Source organism: Dyadobacter sp. (genome assembly GCF_017744695.1).
Classification (GTDB): Bacteria; Bacteroidota; Bacteroidia; order Cytophagales; family Spirosomataceae; genus Dyadobacter.
The window spans coordinates 1,315,803-1,329,600 of record NZ_JAGIAS010000001.1 but is presented as its reverse complement, the minus strand read 5'-3'; the positions used below and the strand labels follow the sequence as shown (position 1 = coordinate 1,329,600).

The following is a 13,798-nucleotide window of genomic DNA, read 5'->3' as shown; positions in this document are numbered from 1 at the left end:
GGTGAGGGACAGTTTTAAAATATACATCAGGAAAAGCGGATCACATGCTTGAAAGGTGTAAATCCAGTGAGAAAAACAGTAGGTGCTTCCATGGGTGGTAAGGCTCCCCGTAATGCAGTATTCTTATGCAATGCCAGTCCCGGACCGAAATGGATCGTATCTCCCCCCAATTCGTAAGAGCCGGTTGCCTCTTTCAGTAACCACGAATCTTTGGTGTTTTCAATTTTGGAAACACCTTTGAGCGTTCCGCCGGGTCTGAAAATTAATTCCAATGCAGCCGGCACACGCTTGGTACCGCTCGTTACCACTTCTATTTCCATACCGCCGGGAGCCTCCCGGATCAGCACTTTTGTTTCCAGTATTTGTACTTCGCTTTGCGGCCTGAAATTCCGGGGCATCTTCTCCCAATCGCCATCCGGCGCGATGGATTCTTTGGGATAAGGTTGAAAATAAGGTCCGTCGAGCTTCTGCGTGAGTACCCATTCATGGCCATTCTCACTGATTTTCTCAGATTGAAACTGGCCCTTTCCAAAGAAAGAAGAAGCAAAACGCACGCCTTGAAGCACTGCATTGCCTTTCATAAATGTAAACCAGACCGGATTATTGGCGATCAGCGTGCTGTCCCGGCGGTCGCGGCGAATGCGCACAAGGCCGGAATTGGGGAACGTTTTGACATAATCGACCGGCACCGGTTTCTCCGCCGGAAGGTCAGCCCAAAGCGAGGGATCGGTAAGGAAGTAATCTACAAATCCGGTGGTTTTGAGGCTGGCGGTCTTCTCGATCAGTCTGCACATGGCCGCGTATTGCGCATTCCCGTCTTTGATCGCGAAGTACCGGTACGGGTAATAGTAATTTTCAAGTGTGCCTACAATGGCCTTATCCTGTCTTCCGGAAGCATCGGTCACGATCTCTCCGTTGGGGTGGACGTAATACATCGTCATGTCGAGGTTTTTGCGGACGGCGTCGAAAAGCTCGGGTTTTTTCAGGCCCTTGCCAATGGTAATAAGCAGGCGGTCGGTGAGGGAGGAGTAAATGAATGTACTTTTTTCATTGTACTGGCCGTCGCGGTCGATGTCGATATGCTCGGCCAGCCATTGCTCGGCCCGCGCCACATATTTGGGATTGGGCCACAGCTCGTTCAGTTTGGTCAATGCGGCTGATACAACCCAGCGGTGATTGGGTGTGTGAATGCCTCCTACGCTTAGCGCATCGCCCCCGCGCACGAGGAAGGTTTTCAGGTTCGCGAGCATCTTGCTTGCCCCCTCGGTACCCGATTTCTCAATCATCGTATAAGCCATCGCCAGCCGCTTTACCAGAAAGCCGGTATCGGGCGTCGAATGAAAGTTGGTCGAAAGCAGGTCGATGGTGCCATCGCTATGCTGGGTTTTGATCAGGTATAATGCGGCCTGGTCCATGGCCGCGAGCAAATCTTTCGATTGATAGAATTTGGAAGTCGGGGAGAACAAGCCGCTGGCCCCGTACTGGATCAATGCGGAGGTGCTGTGCGGGTTAAGCAGGTCGAAACCATCGCGCAAGCCGCCGAAGTCAGGGCTCTGGGGATCCTTCTCCTGATAAGTGAGCAAAGACTCGATGCTTTTGTCGGCTTGCTTCACCAGTGTCTGCAGCCATTCGGGCATCACGTCGGCTTGAATGCGGCGGATTGCCGGCAGCGCGGGTAACGCGCAGAATGCCAGTGTACTGTTTCTTACGAATTGTCTCCTGTCCATGAAAGTACGGTTAGGTATTTCCGCAGAAAAGAAGCAAAACACCTCGGGTTACTTGCGATTTTCGACAATGAGGAGGGATAATTAGCGGTCCGGTTGCGAAGTCAATGGCGCTTCGACTTCCTATTTTTGGTATATTTAATATTAAAATGAGATAAGCGTTGCAACGGTTACAAATGAGCGGTTGTCACTCTTTGATGACAAGGTATTTCTAGTATTTTTGTCGGATTTTTTTGAGAAACACATGGGATCCAACCCATTGAATGCCGATTATTGAATGAAAACAACTGTACTTCGCAATTTGAGTCTGGGTTATCTGCTGTTACCTAACCTGATTTTTTCCATCAGCTGGTTCAGGATGCCCATTTCGGTGTGTTTGGTGGTGGGGCTGGTGGCGATGTACGTTCTTAGCTACCGTCGGGAGAAAACCCTGAAGACCGATCTCGCGACGCGTCACATGGTCGAGGTTGCATTCATTTCGCTCGCGATCATCGCCTTTTCAGGAATCGGCGGTTTCTGCTTCCAGGCATTCGACTTCTGGGCGCATAATTCGAAATATTACACGCTTTATAACCAGTCGTGGCCGGTTACTTTCAAAGAGAATGGCCGCTACGCATGCCATTACTTCGGTTTCTTTCTCGTGCCTGCATTGATTTCGAAGGGGTTAGGGGAGCCTTCGGGCATTGCATTATACCTGTGGGCTTCAATAGGGCTTTTTATTGGTATTTGCTGGATCCTTATTTTCACCCAAAGGAGCTACCTGGCGCTCGTGTTCTTTCTTTCGCTGGGCGGGATCGGCCACGTTACCAAGGTGCTGTTCCTGCACGCGATTGGCCTTAATTACCACGTGCCACCATTTTTTACAGAGATATGGCCGGTACTGTATCAAACGCAATGGGCACCCAACCAGCTCATTCCGATCATCATTGTTTCCTGCATGCTATTTCATGATTATGTGTATGACAAAAAACCTGAAAAGAGCTTTCTGGCGGTCATTTCCATTTTCATCTGGGGAATTTTCCCTTCGATCGTCTTCGTGATCATCTTCGGGATTCTGATCGTTCTGCGTTATTATAAGCAGCCGGAATATTTTCTCAAACCCAGGCCGATGCTCGACCTTTTTCTCCCCGGCCTGCTGTTTATTCCTACGTTCTTTTTCTTTCTGCAGGGAAAAAGCTCGGTCATATCCGGTTTTATCTGGCAGTTCAACCCGCGGAATGAAATCGCGTTCCACTATTTTTTCGGCGTGGTGATCGACCTCGCCGTGCTTTACGGGATTGTGCTGATATTGAAACTTCACAGAGGCCAGTATGCCAATGTCATCCATGCCTTGTTCCTGCTTTTGATTGCGATATCGCTTTTCCGGATGGGCAAATGGAATGACTGGTTCCTGCGCGGAAGCACGCCCGTACTCACGCTATTGTCGCTTTTCATTCTTCACCGCTTTGCCGAATGGGTAAAAGAGTACCCCGGCTGGTATAAGATGCGCATCGCTTATCCGATCATTATTTTCCTCGTATTGGGGCTGGTTGTGCCGCTGTCGCACATCAAACGCGCATTGACGGAGAACGTAGTCACGCATTCACTGTTCCCTGATAAAGTGAAATTTACGCCGTACCCGTATAATCAGTACGAGGATTTCTACCAATTAGGAAAGGCGATCTATTCCCAGCAGGAAGCGAATCAATTCCTGGGGCAGAAAGGGTCGTTTTACGAGATGTATCTGGCGAGGTAGGGGGCCTGCGGCCTGACCGCCGACGACCGCCGACCACTGATTTGCCTAAAACGTAAACAACAATTCCTGACTACACTTGACTATCTCTGACGACTGAGAACGATCCATTCAGCGGTCGGCGGTCAGCCGTCAAGACCCACGCTTCGTACATACCCCGGCGCAACGCGGTTCCGCGATACCTGCTCGTATGCATACGCGATGCGGATCAGCTCCGGTTCCTGGTAAGCTTTTGCCAGAAATGAAATACCGACCGGCAGGCCGCTGAGCATTCCCATCGGTAAGGTAATGGACGGAAAACCCGACAATGCAGCTGGGCCATAGGAACCATAGCCGGTCCAGAAGTCGCCGTTGACGAGGTCGGTACACCAGGCGGCTCCGGTAGATGGGCCGCATAATGCGTCCAGGTTATGCTTGTCGAGCAAGTTGTTCAATGCATCGGCCACGCCATTGATCTTTTCAAGCGCGTCTTTATATTCTTTGGTATTCAAATCGCCTTTGGCCTGCGATAATTCGAAAAGTTCCTGGCCGAAATAGGGCATCGTCTTCGCCTTATGAGCCTTGTTGAACTCGATCAGTCCTTCGAGCGACCTGATTTTCGCGTTCGATCCTGACAAATACCGGTTAATGCCGTCTTTAAATTCATATTGCAGCACCAGCGATTCCGCGCCGGGCAGTTTCTGCACCTTCATGTATTCGACCTCCACGATTTCGGCTCCGGCTGCTTTAAGCTGCTCCAACGCCTTGCCGAGCAGCGCGTCGATGCCCTCGTGCATTTCCAGCATGGATTTCTCTACGCCAATACGCTTCCCTTTTAGCCCGTCCGGATCCAGGTACTTCGTGTAATCGGTAGGCAGAGGCTGCCGGGGTTGGTGCTGCGTGATATCCGCCGGGTCCTGGCCGGCCATAGCACCGAGTAACACGGCCGCGTCGGCGACAGTCCGCCCGAATGGGCCTGCCGTGTCCTGTGTTTGGGAAATAGGAATCACGCCGTTTCTGCTGACCAGACCAACGGTCGGTTTGATGCCTACTACGCCGTTCATGGATGCCGGACATGCGATTGAACCATTCGTTTCGGTGCCGACAGCTACGGCGCAAAGGTTGGCGGCAACCGCCACCGCTGAGCCTGAACTCGATCCGCACGGGGAACGGTCTAGTACATACGGATTCCGGGTCTGCCCGCCACGACTGCTCCAACCACTGGATGACCGCGTGGAGCGGAAGTTGGCCCATTCGCTCAGATTGGTCTTGCCCAGGATTACCGCACCGGCTTCCCTGAGCCGCGCCACCAGGAATGCGTCCTTTGAAGCCACGTTATCCAGCAATGCCAGCGAGCCGGCGGTGGTTTTCATCCGATCGGCGGTGTCGATATTGTCTTTCAGAAGGACGGGAATGCCATGCAACGGGCCACGGAGTTTTCCTGATTTACGCTCCTTATCCAGGGCGGCCGCAATCTGGAGCGCATCGGGGTTTACTTCGATAACCGATGCAAGTTTGGGGCCTGTTTTATCTACACGGGCAATTTCATCGAGGTAATGACGTGTGAGAGTTAAAGATGTCAGTCTGCCCGACCGCATTCGTTTCTGCATTTCGGCGACTGTCATTTCGGTATATTCGCTGGTGGTGGTCGCGTGTGCGCGGCGCGCAAAAGCCGGCATAAGAGTAAACAATCCGGCCGCTGAGCCAAGTTTCAGGAAGTTTCTTCTTTTCATAGGAGCGCATCGTCAGGTTTTTGTTTACCTGCAATATAGAAACTTCTGCTTTTACGGACGGGGAGGCTTGTCGCCGAGTTTTTTCCAGATCCACATGATCAGCAGGAATGGCGACATGATAATTGTCGTGAGCACGGTAGCTGTACCAAGGATTCCGGCAAAAATGATCCTGAAAAAAGCCGAGAAAAAATTATTCATGAATCGGAGGAGGTCTGCTGATGAGAAATGATTTTTACAATTGATGACATCTCGTGGAAAATGTTTCTATGTTTTGTAGAACAGATGCTACCAACTGCTTTCTTTTGTGTCGTTAAATGACTATAAATCATTAAATTAAGTGCCAAAATAAACATATTTTATTGGACTGGCATAGTTATTTTTTGTAACTTTATTAATGAAAATTATAGTTAAATAATTGGAATCGCATGAACTTCTTATCGAAAGTAGTTGGGTATTCCGGGAAGTTATTTTTTGCAACTATTATGTTTTTCGCAATGATTATTTCGACTGTTGTTTCCCTGCCATTTATAGGTGCAGGAATGATTAAAGATGCCATTAATGCACATCATCATCACCAGGCTGAGGAGAGTAATCTGATAGACGAGTATAGCGAATACTGATATATAATTACCGGAAGCGGAAGGGGTACGGACGGGACGTCCGTACCCCTTCTGTCGTTGGAGGGGCTTGCCGTATTATGTCCGGGCGGCTGCCTGCGAATTGCGTGAAATGAAGTAGTTTTGCCGCGCTATTACCCATTTTTATTCCAATGAGCTTATTTTCAAAGTTTTTTCTACTCCTGTTTTTTGCCTGTCTGATCGCCTTCGTATCGCCGCTACGCGCACAGGAGCAACGTTATACATTCGAAAAGGGATTGATGGGGTCGCCCTTCAAGCTTGTTTTCTATGCGTCCAGTGATTCGGTAGCCAAAGTCGCGGCCGATCGTGCCTTCAAAAGGGTGGAAGAGCTGAATGAAATCATGAGCGACTACCGCGACGGCAGTGAGATCAACCGCCTCTCCGCGACTTCGGGAAGCGGAAAATGGGTGCCGGTGAGTAAGGATCTTTTTGATATTCTGGCGGTTTCGCAGGATATCAGCGCCAAAACCGGCGGCGTTTTCGACGCAACGCTCGGGCCTGTCGTACAGATGTGGCGGCACGCGACGCGTAAGGGCATATTCCCGCCCGAGGAAGAGATCCGCGACGCCCTGGCGCGTACGGGCTATTCCAAGTTGAAAATGGATAAGAAAACGCGCAGCATTATGCTCACGCAAAAAGGCATGCGGCTCGATATCGGGGGCCTGGGAAAAGGCTATGCGGCCGAGGAAGCGATTAAAGAACTCAAAAAATTAGGCATCACTTCGGCGATGATGGATGCGGGAGGGAAAATCGTCCTCACTAACCCTCCCCCCGGTACCAAAGGGTGGAATATCAATGTCTCGAATGGCAGTGATTCGTTGAAAGCCATGCAGCTTTCCAACGTCGCGCTCGCAACTTCCGGTCCGACATACCGCTATATGGAGTACAAGGGCGTGCGCTACTCGCATATCGTCGATCCGAAAACGGGTATCGGCCTGCTTTTCCATGTACGCACGACGGTCATCTCGCCCGACGGGACCGTGGCCGACGCGCTGGCAACCGCATTTAGCGTGGCGGGCATTGAAAAGAGTAAAAAGTACCTCAAACGTTTCAAGGGCAGTAAGGTGTGGCTTGTGGAAAAGCAGGGCGACCGCGTTGCAGAGTGGAACATGCTGGAATAAGGACGGGCGGATAATAGGACAAATCGGGTAAATATTGGTTTTAAATGTATATTTTAAATGTTTGTTTAAAATTTATATTTGAAACATTTGGCATTGTTATTTCAATTGCACAACTTTGATCCGTTGATTCAATAAGCAGCTGCAATCATTAACAAAAACCTAACACACCAGAATCGTGAAGTGCGTTACAGAAAAAAGTGAGGATAAGATAAGAGAGGCGGCAAAGCGGGTTTTTCTGAAAAAAGGTTTTGACGGCACTACCTCGCGTGACATCGCGAAGGAAGCCGATATGAATATTGCATTAACTAACTACTATTTCAGAAGCAAGGAGAAATTGTTTCTGGAAATATTCAAAGATGTGCTGGAAGAATACTTTCAGAACATGCTCACGATCCTGAACAAGGACATTGATATAAAGCAAAAGATTTCGGAGATCATCGACAATGATTTTGCGATGATGAAACAGGAGCCCGATCTGGTGATCTTCATCATGAACGAGATCCACAAATCACCGCAAAGGCTTTTTCCGGATATGTCGATTTTCAGGCAGGTGCGGGAAACCCATCTCAAAAAGCAGTTGGAAGAAGGAGCGGCTAACGGCACATTGCGGCCCATGCAGCTCGAAAACATTCTTCCGCTGATCAAATGCGGCGTAGAGTTCATTTTTATGGGCAAGGAAATCCATAAGGAGCTTTTTATGATGAGCGACGAGGATTTCGAAAAGTACGCCGAAGAACAAAAGGAGCACATTAAGGCAATGGTGTGCAACTATCTGGTGATCGGATAGCATTTTTTTTGCCGCTTCATTAAACAAACATTTAAAATAAACATTTGTTCTAGCCATGAAACACCTGTTCCATGTCACGGGGATGCTATGCCTGATGCTTTTCCAGCGAACGCAGGCGCAGCAATACGACCTCAACCAATTGCTGGACCTGGCCATGAAAAACGATTTCAGTGTACAGGCTGCACGGCTCGATGAGGCGAAAACGAATGCGAAAATCGACGAAGTGCGTTCGGCGTTGCTACCCAGCCTGAATGTGTCGGGGGATTACAAACGGTATTTCAAGATCCCCGGGCAGGTGGTACCGGCAAGCGCGTTCGGTGGGCCGGAAGGAGAGTTCAGTACGCTGGCATTCGGGTTGCCTTATAATCTTTCGACTACGGCACAAGTGACTCAGGCACTGTACAATCCGTCGGTGAAATATGCCTTGAAGGCGGCGAACCTGAACCGCGAGCTGACGTCGCTCAGCACGACCAAAACCAAGGAAGATGTGGCCTATCATGTGACGGATGCCTATTACAACCTGGTTACCGTTGTGCAGCAGATGGCTTTTCTGGATAGTAACCTCATCTCGCTCGACAGGCTTTACAAGGTTTCGGATTTGTTGTACCAGAACAAACTCGGGCAACGGGTGGACGTGGACAGGATACTCATTAACAAAACCGCCACGGAAACGCAGCAAGCCACGCTGAAAGATAATTATAATCAACTGGTTAACCTTTTGAAATACTACACCGGAATCCCCCAGAACGATTCAGTGCGTATACTTGTGAGCGTTCGTGATGTTGCATTGCCTGCGTACTCCGATTGGGACAAAACCAGGCGTACGGATGTGGCTTTGCTGCAAAAGCAAAAGGATATTAACGAGTTACAGGACAAGAATATACGTTCGGGCCTGATTCCTACGGTGAATGCTTACGGTGTGGCCAATATGGCTTTCTATGCGCAAGGCGGCGAGAATTCGACCTTTCAGGATGTGCCTGGTTACTGGGCGGGTTTGCAGCTCAACTGGAATGTGTTCGACGGAATGGCGCGGAAGGCCAAGCGCAGTCAGAACCAGATAGACCGGGAGAAGCTTGACGTGCAGCTGAAACAGGTACGCGAATCCATCCAGATGGAGGAAAACAATGCGCGGAACAAGTTTGGCGTGGAGCAGAAGAATATCAATGCCAAAAAGGGCCAGGTAGCATTGGCGGAGAAAGTTTATAAACAGATCCAGCTGCAATTCAAGGAAGGGACCGTGTCGCTTACCGATGTGATCCAGGCCGAAAACAGCCTTCTGGATGCCCAAAGTAACTATCTGACCTCGCTCGTGCAGCTCCTGAAAGCCGAACTGGAATGGAAAAAAGCAACGGGGCAGCTCGTTCAGAAATAAAAAGATACTTCATCAAAAATGCCTATTCATCAACAAACGGACACTTCATCGACGGCTGAAAACAATGATTGAATGATTGAATGATTGAATGAGTGAATGAGTGAATATTTTGCTCGGATTCCAGTCTGTACATTCACTTGATGATTGAATTGTCTATATAAATCATTCAAAAATTTGATCATTCACTCATTCACTCATTCAAAATTCAATCATTCAATCATTCGGTCATTCAATCATTCAATCATTGGGTCATTCAATCATTAACAAACATGAAACGTCTATTCATCTTCCTGGGAATTATTGCCGTGCTGGGGCTTACGGCGGCGAAGTTGCTGAGCAACAAGGAAAAAACGGAGCAGAAAGTATATATCCCTGATCCGGATCCGAAGGTGGGGGTGAAGGTGGCGGTCGCAGAACTGCGCGATCTGTCACAGGAGTCGGGTTTTCTGGGTTCATTCAACCCGAACCGGAAGGCGGAAATCCGCCCGCAGGCTAGTGGTGAGATCGTGAAACTGAACGTGGAAGTAGGCCAGCATGTGGCAGCCGGACAGCTCATCGCGAAGATCGACGACGAGCAGCTGCATTACCAGGTGGAAGCATTGCAGGTTACTTTGGAAGGATATCAGAATGATTTGAAGCGCTACGAAGCGTTGGTGAAAGGCGATGCAACCCCGGCAGTGAATGTTGAGCGCACGCAGCTGAGCATTCGCAGCACGCAGGCGCAGATCAAGCAATTGAACAAGCAAATTAAAAATACCAGTATTATAGCGCCATTCGGAGGCATTATTACCGCCAAAATGGTAGAAAAAGGCTCGGTCGTAAGTCAGGGAACACCGATCGCAGAGATTACCGACATTTCGTCGCTGAAACTGGTGGTGAATATCCCTGAGAAATCGGTGAATGAGTTCAAAACCGGTAAGGGTATTCCCGTACACACGGATGTGTACCCACACGCGAACTTCAACGGCCGCGTAACGATGGTAGCTGCCCAGGGCGACGAGGCGCATAACTATCCGGTGGAAATTACGGTGCAAAATTCATCCGTGAATCCGTTGAAAGCGGGTATGTATGGCTCCATTGCGAGCGATTCGAAAGTGAAAGGGGAGGCATTGGCGGTACCGCGCCAGGCGATCATGGGGTCGGCGAAACAGCCGCAACTGTATGTGGTTGAAAACGGCAAGGCCACATTGCGCGACGTGAGCGTGGGTGCGACGACGAACGAATACTATGAGATTACAAAAGGCCTCAAAGCCGGCGACCGCGTGGTGACCAGCGGGCAGATCAATCTGCAAAACGGGACATCGGTTATTGCGCAATAACACTTCATCAACAAGCTCATGAAATTCATTGAAACCATATTGAAGCGCCCTTCGATGATCATCGTGTTGTTCGCGATCCTGTTCATCGGCGGACTGGCTTCTTACAACCAGCTCAGCTATGTGCTGCTGCCGGAGTTTTCTGTTCCTACTATTACTATTACCACATTATATCCAGGCGCGGCGCCGACGGAGGTAGAGGCCGAGGTCAGCAAGAAGATTGAGGATGCGGTGTCCGGCCTGGATAATATTGAAGACGTGACTTCCAAATCCATGGAAAGCGCGTCGCTCGTGATCGTGCAGTTCAAAGCGGGTACCGATATTGACAAGGCATTGGAAGACGCTCAACGCGATGTGAACAACATGCTGAGCGACCTGCCCGACGATGCGGAAACGCCTTCGTTGTCTAAGATCTCGCCCAGCGACCAGCCTATTATGCAGCTCCTCGCTACTTCGAGCTTGCCTAATGAAGTTTTTTACCAACAGGTGGAAGACAAATACCTGCCGATGTTGCAGCAGATCGAAGGTGTGGCAGAGATTACCATGACCGGTGGCGACCAGCGTGAGATTAGGATTAATGTCAATAATGATAAACTGCGCTTCTACGGATTGTCGCTTTTGCAGGTAACGCAGGCCATTAACCAGGCTAACCTTGATTTTCCGACAGGTAAGGTCAAGAATACATCGGAGAATATGACGCTGCGTCTGGCAGGTAAGTTTGCTTCGCTTGACGATATTCGAAACCTCGTCATCACTTCGCCGGTGAACAACAGCCCCATCCGCGTCGGCGACGTGGCTGATATTACCGATGGCCTCACCGATGCTGAAAGTATCAGCCGGTACAACGGCGTGAATGGTATTGGTTTGTTTATCAAGAAACAATCCGATGCGAACGCGGTCGAGATCAGCAAGTCGGTGCAGGCGAAGCTCGCCTCCATTGAGAAGGCTAATGCCAAAGACAAAATCAAATTCGCGATCGCTTACGACAGTTCGATATTCACACTGGAATCTGTGGAGGCGGTAACGCACGATTTGGTGATTGCGGTGATCCTCGTGGCCGTGGTCATGCTGTTGTTCCTGCATAGTTTCCGGAATGCATTCATTGTGATGGTTTCGGTGCCGGCGTCGCTGATTGCCGCATTCCTTTTTATGTATGTGATGGGCTATTCGCTCAACCTGATGACGCTTCTCGCGCTCTCGCTCGTGATCGGTATCCTGGTCGACGACTCCATTGTAATCCTGGAAAACATCCAGCGACATTTGGAAATGGGTAAAAACCGCTGGGATGCGACGGTGGAAGGTGTGACTGAAATCGGTTTTGCGGCATTAGCCATTACGCTGGTGATCGTCGTCGTTTTTGTGCCGATTACGTTCGTTAATTCGGTGATTGCGGACCTTCTGAGGCAGTTTTCGCTGACAGTAGCATTTGCGACGATGGTTAGTTTGCTGGTCAGTTTCACATTAACTCCGTGGATGACGTCCAATATGGCGAAGATCGAACGTCTTAACCCTAAAAATCCGGCGCAGGCGTTTCTGATCTGGTTTGAAAAAGGGTTGACAGCGATAACAAAATGGTACCACGGCTCCCTGGAATGGGTGTTGGGCCACAAACTGGCTTTCTCGGGAATATTGGTGGCGATCGTGGTGATGACTGGCTGGGTAATGGGCCTGGGCATTATCGGTTCCGAATTCGTGGCGGAGGGTGACCAGGGTAAGTTCCTGCTCACGATGAAGCTCGATAAAAGTGCCTCGTTGCAACAGAATAACCTCACCGCGCGGAGCATTGAAGACTATTTGCGCAAAAAGCCGGAAGTGAAAACGATTTTCGCGAACGTCGGTGGGGCGAGTACCGGTCTGAACAGCTCGGGTCGCGGCGAAACCAACCGTACCGAATTGACAGTCGAACTCATTCCTGTTGCAGAGCGCAAGAATGCACAGCCCACGGAGGATTATATGCTGGCCGTGCGCAAGGAATTGGAGCAAAAATTCGCAGGAGTGGAATTCAATTCGGCCGCCATCGGGATGGTGAATTCAGGGACCGCGCCTATTGAAATATTCCTGAGCGGCGACGACCTCGACAAGATTCTCGCCTCCGCGAACGATCTCGCGAACCGTCTCAGGAAAACACCCGGCGCGAACGACGTGAACGTGTCGGTAGAAGCCGGTAACCCGGAAGTGCGCGTGGATATCGACCGTGAAAAGATGGCGAAACTCGGACTGGACATTCAAACCGTAGGCGCAACCATGCAGAATGCATTTGCAGGGAACGACGATTCCAAATTCAGGGATGGGGGAGAGGACTACGATATCCGCATTATGCTCGACGCATTCGACCGCAAAAATCCGGAAGATGTGAAGGCGATTACATTTTACAGTCCGGTTGCTAAGCAATCCGTGCAGTTGGCACAGTTTGCCGATGTAACCCTGAGTACTGGCCCGAGTATTGTAGAGCGCAAAAACCGTCGCTCATCCGTCACAGTCACCGCCAATACATTAGGGATTGGATCGGGAACTTTGGTGAGTAATATTCAGGCCGGTTTAAAGGAAAATCCGCTTCCGGACGACATCATACTTACCTGGGGTGGCGACGCGAAGAACCAGAGCGAAGGCTTCGGTTCACTGGGGCTTGCGATGCTGGCGGGGCTAATGCTCGTGTACTTTATCATGGTGTTGCTCTACGATAGCTTCGTGTACCCGTTCGTGGTGCTATTCTCGATACCGGTAGCGGTGATCGGTGCCCTGCTGGCGCTGGCATTATCATCGTCCAACATCGGGATATTCGCGATGCTCGGTATGCTGATGCTGATCGGTCTTGTGGTGAAGAATGCGATCCTGATCGTCGACTTTGCCAACCAGCAAAAGGCGGAGGGAGTACCGTTCCGGCAGGCGATTCTGATCGCCGGTGAAGAACGTCTCCGGCCGATCCTGATGACGACCATCGCGATGGTGATCGGGATGGTGCCGATTGCCACGGCAACCGGCGCCGGGGCCGAATGGAAGAACTCGCTGGCGTGGGTATTGATCGGCGGTTTGACGAGCTCGATGCTGCTCACCATTTACCTCGTGCCGATGGCCTATTATCTGGTAGACAGGCTGGGCGAAAAGTGGAATACGTGGAGAGCAAAGTCCGTCAACGTGCAGGAAAGCGTTGTAGTGGAAGAAATTTAGAGAAATTGAGTCTGGCAACATGAAAAAATTAATGTTTTGTCCGGTCACTTTAAATTTTTCCTGCAAACGCAAAGTCGGTCAGAGCTTGGCGGTTACAGGTCTGTGTACGGAAACAGGGCAAAACATTTTTTTTCTTTTTACCGGGAAAATACAAAATGAACGGGTATTTTAATGAACTAGTCCGCCCGGTATTGGGTTTATCTCTTAACCCGAAAAGTTGTCGAATGA

10 protein-coding genes are annotated in these 13,798 nt (G+C 50.0%); 7 read left to right on the top strand and 3 right to left on the bottom strand.

What is annotated here, in order from left to right; genetic code table 11:
- Positions 1 to 26 precede the first annotated feature (26 nt).
- Positions 27 to 1,727 carry a hypothetical protein gene (locus tag J7619_RS05080; RefSeq protein WP_291194987.1) on the bottom strand — a complete coding sequence of 567 codons (1,701 nt, stop codon included), beginning with the start codon at positions 1,725 to 1,727 and terminating at the stop codon, positions 27 to 29.
- 274 nt (positions 1,728 to 2,001) lie between these two features.
- Between J7619_RS05080 and J7619_RS05075 the strand changes: the two genes are divergently transcribed.
- Positions 2,002 to 3,459 (top strand): hypothetical protein, encoded by a 1,458-nt coding sequence (locus J7619_RS05075; protein ID WP_291194985.1) that lies wholly within the window; start codon positions 2,002 to 2,004, stop codon positions 3,457 to 3,459.
- A 122-nt stretch (positions 3,460 to 3,581) separates the two neighbouring features.
- Here the strand turns inward: J7619_RS05075 and J7619_RS05070 are convergent, their stop codons facing one another.
- Together J7619_RS05070 and J7619_RS05065 are read right to left on the bottom strand one after the other, a co-directional pair.
- On the bottom strand, positions 3,582 to 5,168 hold the full coding sequence (locus tag J7619_RS05070; protein ID WP_291194983.1) for an amidase: 1,587 nt from the start codon (positions 5,166 to 5,168) through the stop codon (positions 3,582 to 3,584).
- 51 nt (positions 5,169 to 5,219) lie between these two features.
- Positions 5,220 to 5,366 carry a hypothetical protein gene (locus J7619_RS05065; protein WP_291194981.1) on the bottom strand — a complete coding sequence of 49 codons (147 nt, stop codon included), beginning with the start codon at positions 5,364 to 5,366 and terminating at the stop codon, positions 5,220 to 5,222.
- A 227-nt stretch (positions 5,367 to 5,593) separates the two neighbouring features.
- Between J7619_RS05065 and J7619_RS05060 the strand changes: the two genes are divergently transcribed.
- From J7619_RS05060 to J7619_RS05035, 6 genes are all read left to right on the top strand, one after another.
- A complete protein-coding gene (locus tag J7619_RS05060) occupies positions 5,594 to 5,788 on the top strand; it encodes a hypothetical protein (RefSeq protein WP_291194979.1) in 195 nt (64 codons plus the stop codon).
- 149 nt (positions 5,789 to 5,937) lie between these two features.
- Positions 5,938 to 6,927 carry an FAD:protein FMN transferase gene (locus tag J7619_RS05055; RefSeq protein ID WP_291194977.1) on the top strand — a complete coding sequence of 330 codons (990 nt, stop codon included), beginning with the start codon at positions 5,938 to 5,940 and terminating at the stop codon, positions 6,925 to 6,927.
- Between the two features lie 175 nt (positions 6,928 to 7,102).
- Positions 7,103 to 7,714 (top strand): TetR/AcrR family transcriptional regulator, encoded by a 612-nt coding sequence (locus J7619_RS05050; protein WP_291194975.1) that lies wholly within the window; start codon positions 7,103 to 7,105, stop codon positions 7,712 to 7,714.
- Between the two features lie 55 nt (positions 7,715 to 7,769).
- Entirely contained in the window at positions 7,770 to 9,086 is a 1,317-nt protein-coding gene (locus J7619_RS05045) for a TolC family protein (protein WP_291194973.1), read from the top strand.
- Positions 9,087 to 9,355: 269 nt separating this feature from the next.
- Positions 9,356 to 10,405: an efflux RND transporter periplasmic adaptor subunit gene (locus J7619_RS05040; RefSeq protein WP_291194970.1), complete on the top strand. Its 1,050-nt coding sequence runs from the start codon at positions 9,356 to 9,358 to the stop codon at positions 10,403 to 10,405.
- Between the two features lie 18 nt (positions 10,406 to 10,423).
- Positions 10,424 to 13,570, top strand: coding sequence for an efflux RND transporter permease subunit (locus J7619_RS05035; protein WP_291194967.1), 3,147 nt, complete (start codon positions 10,424 to 10,426; stop codon positions 13,568 to 13,570).
- Positions 13,571 to 13,798 lie beyond the last annotated feature (228 nt).

Bases quoted from the DNA above. Each gene is read 5' to 3' on its own strand.
- J7619_RS05080 (WP_291194987.1), bottom strand. From the start codon at position 1,727: ATGGACAGGAGACAATTCGTAAGAAACAGTACACTGGCATTCTGCGCG.
- J7619_RS05075 (WP_291194985.1), top strand. From the start codon at position 2,002: ATGAAAACAACTGTACTTCGCAATTTGAGTCTGGGTTATCTGCTGTTA.
- J7619_RS05070 (WP_291194983.1), bottom strand. From the start codon at position 5,168: ATGAAAAGAAGAAACTTCCTGAAACTTGGCTCAGCGGCCGGATTGTTT.
- J7619_RS05065 (WP_291194981.1), bottom strand. From the start codon at position 5,366: ATGAATAATTTTTTCTCGGCTTTTTTCAGGATCATTTTTGCCGGAATC.
- J7619_RS05060 (WP_291194979.1), top strand. From the start codon at position 5,594: ATGAACTTCTTATCGAAAGTAGTTGGGTATTCCGGGAAGTTATTTTTT.
- J7619_RS05055 (WP_291194977.1), top strand. From the start codon at position 5,938: ATGAGCTTATTTTCAAAGTTTTTTCTACTCCTGTTTTTTGCCTGTCTG.
- J7619_RS05045 (WP_291194973.1), top strand. From the start codon at position 7,770: ATGAAACACCTGTTCCATGTCACGGGGATGCTATGCCTGATGCTTTTC.
- J7619_RS05040 (WP_291194970.1), top strand. From the start codon at position 9,356: ATGAAACGTCTATTCATCTTCCTGGGAATTATTGCCGTGCTGGGGCTT.
- J7619_RS05035 (WP_291194967.1), top strand. From the start codon at position 10,424: ATGAAATTCATTGAAACCATATTGAAGCGCCCTTCGATGATCATCGTG.